The following is a 15,036-nucleotide window of genomic DNA, read 5'->3' on the forward strand; positions in this document are numbered from 1 at the left end:
GGAAGCGATCCCGGCACATCGTTCATTTGAAATCCTGCGGTTGTAGGACTAAACATGGCGATTCTCATAAAACAAGAAGCGTGCCATCTCAGGAAATCGCGGCAATACGGGGGTTTTCGGGGTTTTTGATGTGATTAAACCGGGCAGAAAAGGAGGAAATTGTTGTCAGGAGGGAAAATTTTTCCGGGTGTATAACTCGTCTCTTCAATCATCTCTTTTGTGTTTCCAGGCGCAGAGCGATTTCGTCGAGTAGCTTCTGGTACTTCTTGTTTTCTGCTCGTCTGGCTGCAGAAAGCCTCTTCTCGTTCAAGGCGTGGAGTACTTTGATCTCTTTAAACATTTCGTAGAGTTCACTGCGGATAGCTGCGATTTGTCTCTCGATCAGTTCCTTCTGGTTCAATGCAGCTGTTTTCAAGCGTGCGAGGTGCTCAAGGTACTCCTTTATGGAAGCGAATTCATTTCCGTCAAGACACCTTGAGCACAGCTCGCCATAGTTGCTCTCGATCTCGGTGTCTATAACGCCTATATTACTGAGTATCTTGTCTCTTTCTCTTGAGTGCTGATCGAGCAGCCGTTCCTTCTCCTCCATCAGCCGTTCTTTGAGTTCAATGATGCGCAGGAGTCGACCGCTATGCATAGAAGAGGAGCTTCATGCTGTCCAGGGTCTTGTCGATGGTCACCTTCTCGTCAACGCGTTGCGTAAGGAACGTCTTCACCCTGTCCATCATCGATATGGCGTAGTCTATCTTCTTGTTACTTCCCGGGTTGTACGCGCCGATGTTGATCAGATCTTCGGCCCGCTCGTATTCCGAGAGTACTTCCGTTATTCTGTTGGCAAACTGGAGCTGCTCGAGCCCGACGATGTCTTTCATGGTTCGACTGACGCTGCGCAGAACGTCGATGGCCGGGTACTGATTGGCGTCAGCCAGTTTTCTCGAAAGGACCACGTGCCCGTCGAGAACCGCCCTTGATGCATCTGCGATAGGGTCGTCCAGGTCATCACCTTCAACAAGAACGCTGAAGATAGCGGTCATTGTACCGTTGCCCTCGCCGTTCCCCGTGCGTTCCAGAACTTTTGTCAGATGAGAAAAGACGCTGGGCGTATAACCTTTCGTCGTTGGAGGCTCTCCTATTGCCAATCCCACTTCCCGCTGAGCCATCGCGAAACGGGTGAGTGAATCCATCAGGAGCAGCACGTCAGCGCTCTTGTCCCTGAAGTACTCGGCGATCGCAACCGTCAGGAAGGCGGCTCTTACACGTATCAGCGGAGGCTGATCAGAGGTAGCCACTATCACCACCGAGTGCCGGAGGCCCTCGCCGAGGTCACGTTCCAGAAATTCCCTCACTTCCCTTCCGCGCTCGCCGATGAGGCCGATAACATTGACGCTCGCTTCAGTATGTCTGGCAATCATACCGAGCAGCATACTCTTGCCCACTCCCGAACCTGCGAATATGCCTATACGCTGCCCGCGTCCGCAGGTGAGCAGGCCGTTGAGAGCCCGCACCCCGAGGTCGAGGGGTGCAGCTATCATTTTCTTCCGCAGCGGGTTGACCGTCTCCCTGTAGATGGGTACGTACTCTGTGCTATCCAGCTCTCCTTTGCCATCCATGGGCATACCGAGCCCGTCGATCACTCTTCCCAGAAGTCCCGGACCTATACCCATGTTGACCACGCTCTTCTTCGAGATGATCTTCGAACCTACGCCCACGCCCCGCAACTCGCCGAGGGGCATGAGCAGTGTTTTTCCCTCTCTGAATCCCACCACTTCAGCGTTGATAGGAGGTCTGCCGTCGGTCGGGTAAATCAGCGCAGCATCTCCTACGGACGAGACCGGGCCCTTGCCTTCGATTACCAACCCCACCACCTGCGACACTTTCCCGTACATCTGATAGGGATAAAACGTCGCAAGTCGCTCTTTGATCGACCGCAGCCTTTCTTCCTCTTCGACTGTCAAGTTACAGCTTTCTGCCAGCATCACAAACGCAACGTTTGAGGTTTAAGGCGTATCGCGTAGGACTTACGTGGTAATCGTACGTCTTACACGTCACGCTGTACTTCATTTAAGCTGCTGTCCCCAGAAACTCCTTCTTTAGTTCTTCGAACTGCTTCGAGATTCTTCCGTCGATATCACCGAGGCTCGTCTCTATGATAAAGCCCGGCTCCTTCAACTCTTCGTCGGGAATGATCTTCCACGAGCTCACGCCCTCTGCAGAAAGTATCCACGCATCATCTTTCGGTAATCTCACCAGGCATTCGCCTCTTTCTTCGCACGCCTCCAACGCTTTCCTTATCATGGAACGGGCGATCTCTTTATGTTCTGCGCATTCCTTGAGCACAATCGACTCGGCAAACGTAAGCGCAAGTACCGTTGCAAAGCGCTCTGCCCTTCCCAGCAGTTCCTGCCTGACACTCTCCAGGGAAGCGAGGTACTGGTTGAGCCTTTCGATAAGAGGCTCAACCTTCTTCATGCCCATCTCGTGCCCCGCCTTTTCCCCCTGGGCAAAGGCTTCTTCAAATATCCTACGGGTTTCTTCCTCGATATTGACTGGTTCCGGAGGCGGCTCCTCCTCAGGAGCTGCAATTTCTTCCTTTTCGGCCCCCACTTCTTCAATAGGCGGCGCAGCCTCTTCCGCGGGTTCTTGCAGGAGTAGTCTGAATTCAGGTGTGGTCTGGGAGAGTAGTTCGCTCAGCTCGTAGAATACAAGGGGATCTGTTTCATCAGACAAAGGTGTCGCCTCCTCCAGTCAATACAATCTTTCCCTCTTCGCTCAATTTCTTGGCAACCATGGCAATCTTCACCTGTGCCTTTTCCACGTCAGACACACGTACAGGCCCCATGGCCTCAAGATCTTCCCTCAGCATTTTTGCCGCACGCTCCGACATGTTGTTCAATATTCTCTCTTTGAGCGATTCAGAAGCTCCCTTCAGCGCGAGAGTCAGGTCTTCGGAGGAAACCTCCTTCAATAGCATCTGGATACCCTTGTCGTCAGTCTTCAGGAGATCTTCAAAGGTGAACATCAGCTGCTTTATCTTCTCGGCGAGCTCAGGATTCGATTCCTCTATCGCCTCAAGAATCTCCGATTCTGTCGTTCTGTTCATCTGATTAAGCATGCTTGCGACTACTTCCACACCTCCAAGGCGCCTTCCCTCCACCACACCGATTGATTCCAGTTGCTCTTTGAGCACTCCCTCGATCTCTTCGATGATTTTCTTATCAACCCTTTCCAAATGGGCCATGCGTACTATCACATCACTCTGCACCTGCTGAGGAAGAAATCCCACCACTTCGGTAGCGTGTCGTATGTCCATGTTGGAAAGAACAAGCGAGATTGTTTGGGGATGTTCTCCTCTCAACGTGTTCGCCAGGATGCGAGGGTCGCAACTCTTAAGGAACTTGCTGGCCTTCACCTGGTCGTTCCTCAAGTTTTGCAACAGAGACTCCGCTTTATCCTCCCCGAGGCTCTTGTTGAGCAGTCCTTTGAATTTCGCGGGAACCCCTACGATGTCATTGGCCCTCTGTTCCAGTTTTTTCGAGAATTCTTCATTGACCTTCGCGGCGGTTTCTCTGGGTACTGATTCCAGCCTGGCGATCTCCTGTCCGATCAGCTCGATCTCGCTTTCATCAAGGTCCCTGATCACTTCTTTGGACAGCTCCTCGTCCATGGTCAGAAGGAGTATCGCAGCTTTCCTGACCCCGCTGATATCTTCCCGTTCCATTACTGGCTTTCCCTTACCCACTCTTTGATGATTGTAGAAACGAGAGCCTTATCCTGCATCGGGCCGAGGGACGGCGCTTTCTTCGTTCCCTCCAGCGCCTCTGCTTCCTCATCCGCTTCCTTGATATAGACATCCCGGACCGTCTCTGCGGGCAGAGCAGCTTTCTCTTCCTTCCTTTTCTTCAACATAGGGCGCGCGACAAAGACAAAGAGCAGCAGCGCCGCGAGAGCCAGTGCCCCGTAAATGACCAGACTTCTTATCAGCTCCTCGCGCTCAGCCTTTTGCATCAGTTCCCTTTCTTCGTTCAGGCCTTCCATCTCGAAGGGCATATTGATCACTTCTATCTTATCGCCCCTCTCCTCGTCGTAGCCTACAGCACGGGCTACCAGGTCCTTGATGTCGCCGAGCTCTTTCTGGGATCTCGGATTGTATTTAAGCTCCTCCTGTTTCTTTCCTTTTACCTTTTCGTATCTTCCATCGACGACAATGGCGAGTGAGAGCCGCTTTATATCGCCGAAAGGCTCGATTATCTTTTTCACAGTCTTGCTTACCTCATACGAGATCTGCGCTTCCTCTTTTTCTGCTTCGCTTGAGCGTTCCGGGGCCTCTGGTTTCACGTTCCTTTGCGGACCGGGCACATTAGAAGCTACGCCGGGTACACCACTCGCCTTGACACTTTTGTTTATAGATTTCTCGTGAGCCCTTTTTTCATTAGAGATGGCCTTCTTCTCGGGAGAATATTCCTCCTGCACTTCCTCAACTTTTCGCAGATTCAGATCGGCGGTTGCACGCACGATGGACTTGTTCGCGCCGAGAAACCGGTCGAGCATGGACTGGATAGACTCCTCGAGTCGCCGCTCTACATTTCTCTGCAGTTCGAATTGCTGGCCGGAAACCATTATAGGGGAATCGGGCTCTCCACCTTTATAGAGAATCTTTCCGGAGGAATCTATGACCGTGACCTGCTCCGGCTTGAGCCCCTCAATGCTCCCTGCGACAAGCACGACGATGCCCTGGATCTGCTCCTTGCTCAGAGTCTTGCCCGGCTTCAGCCTCAGGAATACCGACGCCGAGGCCAGCTTTTCTTTTTCTGTGTACAGTGTTTTTTCCGGTATTGCGATGTGCACCCGCGAGGCTTTGACCTCGGGCATCTGGTTGATCGTACGGGAAAGCTCTCCCTGAATCGCCCTCTTGTAGTTGACGTTCTGCATGAACTCGGTCATGCCGTAGTTCGTCTTGTCAAAAAGCTCGAATCCAATGCCTCCCGATCCGGGCAAAGCGTTCTGAGAGGCAAGCATCAGCCTGATTTCGTATGCCTTTTCTTTGGGCACATAGACGGTGGTGCCTTCCATGCCCAGTTTATAAGGGACTTTAAGCTCCTTCAGTTTCGCAACGATATTAGAAGCGTCTTCCATGGAAAGGCCGGAAAAGAGGGTGTGGTAATCCTCTTTTTGGGTCAGGGAGTAGGAGATAATAGCCGCTCCCAGCACCCCTACGAAAACAAAAAGATACACGTAGAGCCTTTTCTTGGGCGTGGTCTTGATGAAGTTCTTTACATTGTTGATATAAACTTCAGCGCCCGCCATTTATCAGACCTGCATCCTCATTATTTCCTGGTAGGCGTCGATTATTTTGTTTCTGACCTGCATCATCAGCTGGAAGGTCAGGTCTGCCTTCTCTATGGCCATCATGGTGCTTGTGACGTCGTCGCTCTCCATCTTTGCCAGTTTCTCAACCTCTTTGTCCGCCTCTTTCTCCAATTCTCCTACCCTCTTGATCGAGTCCTTGAGGGTGTCGACAAAGGATGACTCTCCTTTTGACGGACCTTTGAGCTGATCAGCTATCCCCTTTGCGTTTATACCGTCTATCTTCATCGACTCCTCCTACTTCGCTATCTCCAGAGATTTCTGGAACATGTGCTTCGTCGTGTTGATGACATTGACATTGGCTTCGTACGAGCGGGAAGCCGATACCATGTCCGTCATCTCCTCCAGGACATTCACATTCGGATACGTCACATATCCATCCTGGTCCGCGTCAGGGTGCGAAGGATCATGGGTCTTTTCAAAAGGCTTTTCGCTCTCGGTTATCTCTTCAACAGCCACCCCTTCCAGCTTCTTACTCAATACCCCACCAAAGCCGTCACCGGAGGCATCAGCGGAGCTGAGTACGACGTTCTGCTTTCTGTAGGGACCGCCGTCTTCCGTCCGGGTCGTGTGAATGTTGGCGAGGTTGGTGGCTATCGTCTCCATCCTTATCCTCTGGGCGCGCAGCCCGGAAGAGCTGATCTTCAGCACATCAAACATTCCCATGTTACTTTCCTCCGTTTATTATGTAGCGCATCAGCGAGAATTTTTTGGAGATGGCCTGAACTAAGGCATCGTAGTACATACTATTCTCAGTCATCTTCATTACCTGAGTCTCCATATTGACGGTGTTCTCGTCGAGAGCCGCGAAGCCTAAAGAGTCCTGCGGGGATTCCTGGATATCGACATTGCCGGCGGAAAAGCTCATCCGCCTTTCGAGCTGCTTTTTGAAATCAATATCCTTTTCCTTGAAGCCGGGCGTATCGACATTCGCGATGTTGCCCGCTATCACCTTGTGATAGACGTTTCTGACATCGAGAGCCTTGCTGACGAGATCAAGGAGCGACATTGAGGCACCCCTGCGGCACGGAAATTCCCAGCTCTTTGTACTCCCTGATCTTGTTGCGCAGCGTTCGCACAGTGATGCCGAGGATGGAGGCAGCCTGGGTTCTATTCCCGTTGACTGACCGGAGCGTGTCTAAAATCAGATTCATCTCCATGTCCCTTACCGAGCCGACCTTCACCTCTTTTTTTGACTCGAGGTCCTGGAGATGATTCAACTTCACCACGGAGTAGTCGGAAAGGATGCAGGCACGCGCCAGCGTGTTCTCCAGTTCACGCACGTTCCCCTTCCACGCCTTTTCTTTGAGAAATTCCATTGCCTCTTCAGAGATACTGGTGTCTTTACCCTGGGAGTATTTCGTTAGAAAGTATTCGACGAGGATAGGGATATCCTCTTTTCTATCACGTAACGGCGGCACCACGATGGGAAAGACATTCAGTCTGTAGTAGAGGTCTTCCCTGAACTTCCCCTCTTCCACACATTTCTTCATGTCCCTGTTTGTGGTCGCTATGACCCTGACATCCACCTTCTTCGGGTAACGGGAACCGATGATCTCAACCTCCCTCTCCTGCAGAACCCTGAGAAGCTTCGCCTGGAGCCGGAGATCCATTTCACTGATCTCGTCGAGAAGCAACGTGCCCTTGTCCGCAAGCTCAAACTTGCCAGGCTTTTTCGCCATCGCTCCGGTGAAGGCGCCTCTCTCGTAGCCGAAAAGTTCGCTCTCGAGGAGATTGTCGGGCAGGGCTGCGCAGTTGACGGGAATGAATGGCCCCGAACGTCGCTCGCTGCTCTCATGCACGTATTTGGCAACAAGTTCTTTCCCGACGCCACTCTCCCCCAGGATTAGCACGGTTGCATCTGAATGCGCCACCCTGGAAGCGTTCCAGAGCACGTCTTTCATCGCACGCGATGCGTAGATGATCTTGCCCCGATTGAGCCCCAACGCACGCTTTACCACCCCGTAGAGAGTCTCTGTATTGAAGGGCTTCTGGATGTAGTCAAAAGCCCCTTCCTTTATGGCTTTCACCGCATCCTGTATCGTGCCGTAAGCGGTGATGAGAATTACAGGCACCAGCGACGAGGCCTCCCTCACGCTTGCAAGCAGGTCAATGCCGCTTTTATGAGGCATTCTCACGTCGGTGATCACCAGATCAAAGGAACCCCGCTTTATCACCTCGGTGGCTTTCAATCCGTCTTCGGCGACGGATACCGCATAGCCAGCCTTGTTGAGCGACTCCTTAAGAGCAAGTCTCATATGGAGATCATCATCCACCACAAGTATGTTTGTTTTCATATCCTCTTCTCGGGTAAGTATATTAGGAACGTCGAGCCGGCACCCGGCTGCGATTCAACCTCTATGTAACCAGCGTGTGCTTTGACGATGTTGTAGACTATAAACAGCCCCAGACCCACTCCCTTGTCTTTTGTCGTAAAGAAGGGGTTGAAGAGGTTTTTGCGTATCTCTTCGGTCATGCCCGCGCCGTCATCGCCCACGCTCACAACGACATAGCCGCGTTCCTCTTTGATCCCTATAGTGATCAAACCCTGGGTGGGGATAGCGTCCATGGCGTTTGCAAACAGGTTCATCATGACCAGTTTCATCAGGTCAGGATCGAAACCAAAGCGCCTTTCGTGGGCAAGCTCAAGCCGTATCGCAATATCACGGCTCTTTATGGAAACTTTCATGAACTCGACCGTATCTCTCACGAGGTCCGCAAGACTCTCTTCCTGCAGCACGAGTGTTTTGGGTCGCGTGTATGACAGAATGTTGTTAATGACGCGGTCGACCGCCTTCACACCGAAAAGCACATGTTCAACGTACCTTCTATCCACCTTTCTCAGTTTGGACTGTTGAAGCATGGAAAGAAAAAGCTCCATACTGCCCAGCGGGTTCTTGATCTCGTGGGCAATGCGCGCGGCCATCTCGCCCATGGCCCGCAGCCGTTCGTCACGCTCCAGTCTTTCTTTCATCCTTTCGACCTGCGTTACGTCCTCAAAAACAACGACTTCTCTTCCCTCGAAACCATTCTCCAGGACCTCTCTTCTCCACCTGAAGCAGCCGGTGCGATCCTTCAGCTCACCAAAAGTCTCGCCGCTCCTCATGAGATTGTCGACCAATCCAAACCCGTTGAGTCTCCTGGCATTCTTGTTGGAAAAGACCGGACCGGGGCCCTTTTCGAGCACGACAACACCGACAGGAAGAGAGTCGAGAATGGTATGTAGATACTCCCGCGCCTTTTCGAGTTGATCATTCTTCTCCTCTACCTGCTCTTTCAGGTGCCGGATCTGCGTCTCAAGAGAATGGTAATAGGCCATGAGCGAGTCCGACGCTTTCGTGAATTCGGAAAAGGCGTAGTTGAGAAGATTCAATTCCGGTTTGGACATTATGGAGGGATACCGAAGCAAGAACCATACCAACCTGCCGGTTCTGAACGTGGATCGGTTTGCGTCGGTATTCAGTGATCGGCCCTACAGCCCGGCACGGGCGTCCCGGAGCCAAGAATTAGCCCAAGACCCGAAGCGAGAAAGAAAACGATGCGCCTCTGACTTGATAACGTATGATTTTTACGACGGCAGTTGGTACCGCTTAAACCTTTTGACTGATGGCTAAAGGCTGCTATTCGACGTCAGAATCTTGACAGAAATGCTATTTCGGGAGGGCTGAAAACTTATTCGAGGCCCAGGCGCTTCATTTTTTCGATGAGGGTGGTCCTGTTCATCTGGAGGACACGTGCGGCCTGGCTTTTTACGCCGTTTGTCTGGTTGAGCGCCTTGAGTATGAGGGCCTTTTCAAAATCGGAAACGAGCGTGTCATACCCCCGGAGTACGTCCAGTTCCACTTCGTCGGGTTTGCCCGCATAGAGCTTTTCCGGAAGATCCTCTATGCTCACGAATCCCTTCTTTTTTATCACTACAAGGCGCTCCACTATGTTCTGGAGTTCCCGTACATTCCCGGGATAATCGTAGCTTGTCAGGACGTCGAGCGACTGCTCTGTCAGGCCCTCCAGTTTTGTGTTATTAATCTTGTTCCACCTGTCGAGAAAATAGTTCAATAGAAGCGGTATGTCCTGACGTCGCTCACGCAGCGGCGGGATGGGGATGGGTACAACATTGAGTCTATAATAAAGGTCTTCCCTGAACTTGCCCGCCTTGACCAGCGCATCAAGATCCCTGTGTGTAGCCGCGAGTATTCTCACGTCGACGTGGATGGTCTTTGAGCCTCCCACTCGCTCGAAAGACTTCTCCTGAAGCACCCGAAGGAGCTTGACCTGAAGCTTCAGGCTCATGTCTCCTATCTCATCCAGAAAAATAGTTCCGCCATCCGCCAGCTCGAATCTGCCGAATCTCGTCTTTATCGCACCGGTAAAGGCCCCCCTTTCGTGACCGAAAAGCTCGCTCTCCAGGAGTTCTTCAGGGATGGCACCGCAGTTAACCACGACGAGCGGCCTTGTCCTTCGAGAGGAATTATAATGTATGGCCCTTGCCACGAGCTCCTTGCCCACGCCGCTCTCGCCGGTGATGAGCACGGTGGCGTTTGTGTCGGCGACCTTCTCCACCATCTCAAACACTTTCTGCATCTGGAAACTGACACCCACGATATTCTCAAACTTGTACTTGTCCCGCATCTGGCTCCGCAGAATTGTATTCTCGCGGACCGCATTCGTTTCTGCGAACCTGCGCAATACGTTTCCCCTGGCTACCAGTTTCTTGGGGATGTTCTCGCTATTGAGAAGCTGGTAATAGTACATGGCCGACTCGACGGTTGAAAGCAGTTCCTCAAACTTGAAAGGTTTCAGGACATAAGCGAAGGCGCCATGGTTCATGGCACTTATAGCTGTTTCGAGGCTACCATAACCAGTGAGCACTATCCCCAGCGTGTTCAGATACTCCTGCTGAATAAACTTTATGAGCTGGATACCATCTATCTTGGGCATCTTCAGGTCGGTGATCATGACCTGGTTTTCGTTCTTTTTGAGGGCGAGGAGCGCGGCCTCGCTTGAGCGATGTGCGTCAACCTTGTAGCCTTTGCTCGTCAAATACTCTTTGAGAACGTTAAGCACGTGCTCTTCATCATCGACGACCAGTATATTGCCTTTTTCCATTGCTTCCCCTCGTCCTGTCATATGTATACAAAGGCCTGCGTCAGTGGTTTGGCCTTTCTTTTCCAGCACCGACCCAACGTTATATTACACCTTTCGCGACCTTTGTCCAACAAAAACTTTCTCTTACGTCATCGACTCTTCTTTCACATAGACAGTGGTACACAGGCATCAAGAAGAAGATTCTCTCTTCGGATTGATGGGTCAAATGACGTCAGTATGAACGGAGAGTTACTGCGGATTTCTCGAAGCTACTTTATTGATAGCGTCCTTCAATCTCTCGGGCGTGAACGGCTTGGTTATGTAATTGTCCACGCCCGCCTTTATGGCCTCCATAACTGCCTTCTTCTGCGCCTCGGCAGTTACCATGATAAACGGGATATTGCTGAGTTGGGGATCGTCTTTACACACCCGCAGCAATTCTATGCCATTCATCTCAGGCATCAGTAGATCACACAGGATCAGGTCCACTTCTTCTTTTTTCAGGACCTCCAGTGCCTCTTTGCCATTCCCTGCTTCCAGTGTATCCCTCATCTCCAGCTGCCGCAAAACATTCTTTAATATTCTTCGCATAGTAGGGAAATCATCAACAACGAGGACTCTCATTTTGACCCCCAGTTCAAACGCGTATCCCCTTGATAGGTTATCGGAATGGCACAAACAAACTTAACAAAGACCCCTCCTTAAGTCGGATCAAAACTGCGCGACAACTGATTGAGGAAGGAAAGTTCCGCCCCGGAATGGCTACGCAAGGGACAGCACAGCCTGCGGAGCCACAAAGGTGCAGATGGGAAGACAGTGGAGTCATGAATATGAATGCCGTTGACACGGACAAGCCCTCGCTCTTCGCCGCACGTCTGACAGGAGACGACATGTTCGGCGTGGCCGCGCACCATGCTGAGGTAAAGATGTTTCGCAGGCTCGCCGTAGCAGGTGGCACAAAACTCACGGATTCAACGAGGCCACATGAAGCATGACCTAGCTGAAGGAGGAGACCGGACATGGGACGCAGATTTAGCCTTTCAAAGAAAATAATTTCACTCGGTGTGGTGGTTACTCTCTGTTTCACCCTATGCCTTGTCTGGGTTTATGCCAAGTACCGGGCATCGATGTACGATGCCAAGGTCAGGGAAGTTAAGCAGCTGACCGACGTAGCCTACGCCCTGGTCTCTGACTATGACAAACGAGCAGCCGCGGGAGAGCTTTCCTTGAACGACGCTAAGAAAAAGGCACTCTCCTTTCTCAAGGAGCTGCGTTATGGCAAGAACGATTACTATTGGGTCAGCAACCTTAACGCTCAGATGATTATGCATCCGATAAAGCCGGAAATGGAGGGCAAAGATCAATCAGGGTACAAGGATTCGAATGGAAGGAATATCTTTGCGGAGATGGCCGCTGCGTCCCGTGAGAAGGGTGAGGGAGCAATCGAATATATGTGGCCTAAGCTGGACGACACAAAGCCATCTCCTAAGATGGCCTACTTCAAACTCTACCAGCCCTGGGGATGGGTTATAGGAACCGGAGTCTATTTCGAAGAGCTGGCCGGCCTTGCACGGGTTTCCTACATCATTCTTGCCGTACTCATGCTGACTTCAGCGGTTGGGTTGTTCTTGTCGGTTATTATGGCCCGCTCCATATCCAGGCCCATCAGTAGCATTATAGAAGGCCTGACCGACGGCGCTGAGCAGGTGGCGTCCGCCTCTTCACAGGTTGCGTCTGCGAGCCAGACCCTTGCTGAGGGTGCTTCCGAGCAGGCAGCAGGATTGGAACAGACATCGGCTTCTATTGAAGAGATGACATCCATGACCCGCCAGAACGCCGATAACGCTCGAAAAACAGACCAGGCTGCTGTCGAAGGATCAAATTTGATGAAGAGGGCCCGTGAATCAATGAGGGCTCTCGTCCAGTCAATAGAGGAGATAGCCAGAGCGAGCGAAGAGTCCTCCAAGATCATCAAGACAATCGACGAGATAGCCTTTCAAACAAACCTTCTTGCCCTGAATGCAGCAGTGGAAGCGGCCCGGGCAGGAGAAGCAGGGGCCGGATTTGCAGTGGTGGCTGACGAGGTGAGGAACCTGGCCATGCGCGCATCAGAGGCGGCGAAGAACACGTCGCACTTGATTGAGGGAACAATCAAAAAGGTGCAGGAGGGCGCAGAGCTTGTTCGCCGCACGGACGATTCTTACCGGGAGGTAGCCCTGTCTCTCAAGCAGGTCACCGATCTCGTTGGCGAGATAACAGCCGCCTCCCAGGAACAGGCGCAAGGTATAGAACAAATCAACAAGGCCGTTGCGGAAATGGATAAGGTGGTACAGCAGAACGCAGCGAGCGCGGAAGAATCAGCATCAGCTTCCCAGGAGATGAACGCTCAGGCGGAACAGTTAAAGAAATTTGTCTCGGAATTAGTATCTCTAGTGAGCGGCAACCAAAGCGTCTCCCGCCCAACAATTAGCAAACCCGTCTGCTCATCCTCTGCAATGACAAAAAGAGCGGCGCCTCACTCCCGTCCATATCGCCAAAGAAGAGAGCCACGGGCAGATGAGTTGATTCCGTTGGAGGAGAACGACTTTAGAGAGTTTTAGGTTTCTCTTTTGGCGGAAATCAACCCGCCTGGAGATGCTTCTAAGGAGCTCTCAGTGCCCCCACAACAGGAAAGACATACTTCTGTCTCGGGTACTACCGCAGAAAATGAATTGCAACTGAAGGAGAACGAAGAGGCGCTAAAGAAAAGCCAGGAAGCAGCGCTTCGCCTAGCCCGGGAGACCGCGGTCATCGCCGAGATCGGCCTGATCATCAGCGAGAACCCAGCAGGGAGATGGCAAGTCGATGAAAGAGATCGGGTTTGCCGCATATCTCACCAAGCCAGTAAGAAGCGCTCAGCTTTTTTTGTGCCTTGCCCTCGACATGGGTGCGGATCGGATGGCCTCCACGGGGGAAGGGGCGCCGCTGATCACCCGCCATCTCATCGAAGAGCAAAAGAAACGCAACGTCCACATTCTCGTCGCAGAAGACAACGTTACCAACCAGAAAGTCGTCACAAAGATGCTGGAGAAATTAGGGTATCGGGCTGATATTGTCGAGAACGGTAAAGAGGCACTTAACGCGCTCGACGGGGTTGCCTACGATATCGTCTTCATGGACGTGCAGATGCCGGAAATGGATGGCTTTGAGGCAACAGCTTTGGTCCGGGAGCGCGAAAAGCAAGAAGGGCGCCGCCATGTTCCTATTGTTGCCATGACAGCGCACGCAATGAAAGGTGACCGGGAGCGATGTATCAGGGCCGGTATGGATGACTACATTTCCAAACCCGTCCAGCCTGGAGACATCGCCGAAGCGATCGGACGAATGCTCGACCTGCCCAGTCGCGCGCAAACCCCCGCGGAGTCGTCCGGGGAGGCAGACCGGCCCGTCATTTTCAACAGGGACGCACTGCTCAAGCGCCTGGATGGCGACGAGGAACTGGTGTCGCAAATCATAGACATATTCCTCGAGCATGCCTCAGGCCAGCTTGAACGGCTGGACCAGGCTGTAACTGAGGGCAATGCGGCCATGGTGAAACTGCACGCACACTCATTGAAGGGGGCAGCTGCCAACGTAGAGGCTGCTGCGATGAGAGACGTGGCCTTTGAGATAGAACGGAATGCCGCCGATGTGCAGAGTGTTGCTCCTCTCATGGCAGAGCTCGAGGGCGAGCTACACAGGCTGCAGGGATTTCTTTCATCTTCAAAAGCGGAGGGCGGAATAAAATGAGAACACTTGTTGTAGACGATGATGCTACAAGTCGAAGGCTCATGCAGCACATCCTGATGCCATACGGGGAGTGCGACACTGCGGCCAACGGCAGGGAGGCCACCGATGCCTTCCGCCGTGCGTGGGAGGAAGGGCGACCCTATGACCTGATCTGCCTCGACATCATGATGCCTGAAATGGACGGCCAGCGAGCGTTGACCGAAATTCGCAGCCTTGAAAGCAGGATGAATATCAACGCGCTCGACGGGGTGAAGATCATTATGACGACCGCGCTCAGCAACTGGGGTGATGTGTGGGGTGCATTCGACGCCCAGTGCGACGGCTACATCGTCAAGCCTTACGATAAGGGGAGGATTCTCGGTGAGATACACTCCCTCGGGCTTCCGGTGGATCAGAGCCCATGAACCGGGGTCTTACCGTACTCATTGTTGATGACGTGGCGGTCAATGTCAGGCTGCTGGAAGCCATCTTCAAAAAAGAAGGCTTTCTCACGCTCACTGCAGATAGCGGTCCGGCCTGCAGAGAGCAAGCCCGAACGGCACGCCCTGACCTGATCCTGCTTGACATCATGATGCCTGACGAGAGCGGTTTCGAGACGTGCGCAAAACTTAAGGCTGATCCCGCAACCACCGATATCCCGGTCATCTTTATCTCCGCTATGGACGACAGCAAAAGCAAGGTTAAAGGCCTTTCGCTCGGGGCTTTTGACTACGTCACCAAGCCTTTCGACAAGGATGAGGTGCTGGCCAGGGCCAGGCTCCATATCAAGCTGAAGCAGGCGTATGACGCTGTTGCGCGCGAACAGGCTTCTAAGTTGAA

General features: G+C 52.4%; 17 protein-coding genes. 5 read left to right on the top strand and 12 right to left on the bottom strand.

The window, feature by feature from the left end; all coding sequences use genetic code 11:
• Nucleotides 1–208: 208 nt before the first annotated feature.
• The 12 genes from VMT71_04165 to VMT71_04220 form a co-directional block, all read right to left on the bottom strand.
• On the bottom strand, nucleotides 209–637 hold the full coding sequence (locus VMT71_04165) for a flagellar FliJ family protein (GenBank protein ID HVN23138.1): 429 nt from the start codon (nucleotides 635–637) through the stop codon (nucleotides 209–211).
• Complete coding sequence (locus tag VMT71_04170; GenBank protein ID HVN23139.1) at nucleotides 630–1,955, bottom strand: FliI/YscN family ATPase; 1,326 nt, start codon at nucleotides 1,953–1,955, stop codon at nucleotides 630–632. Before VMT71_04170 ends, VMT71_04165 begins: the two co-directional genes overlap by 8 nt.
• A gap of 106 nt (nucleotides 1,956–2,061) precedes the next feature.
• A complete protein-coding gene (locus tag VMT71_04175) occupies nucleotides 2,062–2,727 on the bottom strand; it encodes a FliH/SctL family protein (GenBank protein ID HVN23140.1) in 666 nt (221 codons plus the stop codon).
• The gene (gene fliG, locus VMT71_04180) at nucleotides 2,720–3,718 is read right to left on the bottom strand and encodes a flagellar motor switch protein FliG (protein HVN23141.1); all 999 of its coding nucleotides are present in this window, start codon (nucleotides 3,716–3,718) and stop codon (nucleotides 2,720–2,722) included. Before fliG ends, VMT71_04175 begins: the two co-directional genes overlap by 8 nt.
• Complete coding sequence (fliF, locus tag VMT71_04185; GenBank protein HVN23142.1) at nucleotides 3,718–5,304, bottom strand: flagellar basal-body MS-ring/collar protein FliF; 1,587 nt, start codon at nucleotides 5,302–5,304, stop codon at nucleotides 3,718–3,720. Before fliF ends, fliG begins: the two co-directional genes overlap by 1 nt.
• A 3-nt stretch (nucleotides 5,305–5,307) precedes the next feature.
• Complete coding sequence (gene fliE, locus VMT71_04190) at nucleotides 5,308–5,592, bottom strand: flagellar hook-basal body complex protein FliE (protein HVN23143.1); 285 nt, start codon at nucleotides 5,590–5,592, stop codon at nucleotides 5,308–5,310.
• Nucleotides 5,593–5,601: 9 nt separating this feature from the next.
• Nucleotides 5,602–6,030 (bottom strand): flagellar basal body rod protein FlgC, encoded by a 429-nt coding sequence (gene flgC, locus VMT71_04195; protein HVN23144.1) that lies wholly within the window; start codon nucleotides 6,028–6,030, stop codon nucleotides 5,602–5,604.
• 1 nt (nucleotide 6,031) lies between these two features.
• Nucleotides 6,032–6,373, bottom strand: a complete 342-nt coding sequence (gene flgB, locus VMT71_04200) for a flagellar basal body rod protein FlgB (protein ID HVN23145.1) — start codon at nucleotides 6,371–6,373, stop codon at nucleotides 6,032–6,034.
• Nucleotides 6,360–7,661 carry a sigma-54 dependent transcriptional regulator gene (locus VMT71_04205; protein HVN23146.1) on the bottom strand — a complete coding sequence of 434 codons (1,302 nt, stop codon included), beginning with the start codon at nucleotides 7,659–7,661 and terminating at the stop codon, nucleotides 6,360–6,362. Before VMT71_04205 ends, flgB begins: the two co-directional genes overlap by 14 nt.
• Nucleotides 7,658–8,773, bottom strand: a complete 1,116-nt coding sequence (locus tag VMT71_04210; GenBank protein ID HVN23147.1) for an ATP-binding protein — start codon at nucleotides 8,771–8,773, stop codon at nucleotides 7,658–7,660. Before VMT71_04210 ends, VMT71_04205 begins: the two co-directional genes overlap by 4 nt.
• 263 nt (nucleotides 8,774–9,036) lie before the next feature.
• The gene (locus VMT71_04215) at nucleotides 9,037–10,470 is read right to left on the bottom strand and encodes a sigma-54 dependent transcriptional regulator (protein ID HVN23148.1); all 1,434 of its coding nucleotides are present in this window, start codon (nucleotides 10,468–10,470) and stop codon (nucleotides 9,037–9,039) included.
• 228 nt (nucleotides 10,471–10,698) lie between these two features.
• Nucleotides 10,699–11,073, bottom strand: coding sequence for a response regulator (locus VMT71_04220; GenBank protein ID HVN23149.1), 375 nt, complete (start codon nucleotides 11,071–11,073; stop codon nucleotides 10,699–10,701).
• Nucleotides 11,074–11,279: 206 nt separating this feature from the next.
• On the opposite strand from VMT71_04220, the gene VMT71_04225 reads away from it, so the two are divergent.
• The 5 genes from VMT71_04225 to VMT71_04245 all read left to right on the top strand — a co-directional run.
• The gene (locus VMT71_04225) at nucleotides 11,280–11,444 is read left to right on the top strand and encodes a hypothetical protein (GenBank protein HVN23150.1); all 165 of its coding nucleotides are present in this window, start codon (nucleotides 11,280–11,282) and stop codon (nucleotides 11,442–11,444) included.
• A gap of 24 nt (nucleotides 11,445–11,468) precedes the next feature.
• The gene (locus tag VMT71_04230; GenBank protein HVN23151.1) at nucleotides 11,469–13,049 is read left to right on the top strand and encodes a methyl-accepting chemotaxis protein; all 1,581 of its coding nucleotides are present in this window, start codon (nucleotides 11,469–11,471) and stop codon (nucleotides 13,047–13,049) included.
• Nucleotides 13,050–13,293: 244 nt separating this feature from the next.
• The gene (locus VMT71_04235) at nucleotides 13,294–14,217 is read left to right on the top strand and encodes a response regulator (protein ID HVN23152.1); all 924 of its coding nucleotides are present in this window, start codon (nucleotides 13,294–13,296) and stop codon (nucleotides 14,215–14,217) included.
• Nucleotides 14,214–14,621, top strand: a complete 408-nt coding sequence (locus tag VMT71_04240; protein ID HVN23153.1) for a response regulator — start codon at nucleotides 14,214–14,216, stop codon at nucleotides 14,619–14,621. The genes VMT71_04235 and VMT71_04240 overlap by 4 nt, the downstream gene beginning before the upstream one ends.
• Nucleotides 14,618–15,036: response regulator (locus VMT71_04245; GenBank protein ID HVN23154.1), on the top strand; the 419-nt coding region annotated here is incomplete at its 3' end. The genes VMT71_04240 and VMT71_04245, both read left to right, overlap by 4 nt.

The sequence above is a fragment of the Syntrophorhabdales bacterium genome (assembly GCA_035541455.1).
Lineage (GTDB): Bacteria > Desulfobacterota > Syntrophorhabdia > Syntrophorhabdales > WCHB1-27 > JADGQN01.

Excerpts from the sequence above, each read along its gene's own strand:
- fliF (HVN23142.1), bottom strand. The coding sequence starts at position 5,304 with ATGGCGGGCGCTGAAGTTTATATCAACAATGTAAAGAACTTCATCAAG.
- fliE (HVN23143.1), bottom strand. The coding sequence starts at position 5,592 with ATGAAGATAGACGGTATAAACGCAAAGGGGATAGCTGATCAGCTCAAA.
- VMT71_04165 (HVN23138.1), bottom strand. The coding sequence starts at position 637 with ATGCATAGCGGTCGACTCCTGCGCATCATTGAACTCAAAGAACGGCTG.
- VMT71_04240 (HVN23153.1), top strand. The coding sequence starts at position 14,214 with ATGAGAACACTTGTTGTAGACGATGATGCTACAAGTCGAAGGCTCATG.
- flgB (HVN23145.1), bottom strand. The coding sequence starts at position 6,373 with ATGTCGCTCCTTGATCTCGTCAGCAAGGCTCTCGATGTCAGAAACGTC.
- fliG (HVN23141.1), bottom strand. The coding sequence starts at position 3,718 with ATGGAACGGGAAGATATCAGCGGGGTCAGGAAAGCTGCGATACTCCTT.
- VMT71_04230 (HVN23151.1), top strand. The coding sequence starts at position 11,469 with ATGGGACGCAGATTTAGCCTTTCAAAGAAAATAATTTCACTCGGTGTG.
- VMT71_04205 (HVN23146.1), bottom strand. The coding sequence starts at position 7,661 with ATGAAAACAAACATACTTGTGGTGGATGATGATCTCCATATGAGACTT.
- VMT71_04225 (HVN23150.1), top strand. The coding sequence starts at position 11,280 with ATGAATGCCGTTGACACGGACAAGCCCTCGCTCTTCGCCGCACGTCTG.
- VMT71_04235 (HVN23152.1), top strand. The coding sequence starts at position 13,294 with ATGAAAGAGATCGGGTTTGCCGCATATCTCACCAAGCCAGTAAGAAGC.
- VMT71_04220 (HVN23149.1), bottom strand. The coding sequence starts at position 11,073 with ATGAGAGTCCTCGTTGTTGATGATTTCCCTACTATGCGAAGAATATTA.
- VMT71_04215 (HVN23148.1), bottom strand. The coding sequence starts at position 10,470 with ATGGAAAAAGGCAATATACTGGTCGTCGATGATGAAGAGCACGTGCTT.
- flgC (HVN23144.1), bottom strand. The coding sequence starts at position 6,030 with ATGGGAATGTTTGATGTGCTGAAGATCAGCTCTTCCGGGCTGCGCGCC.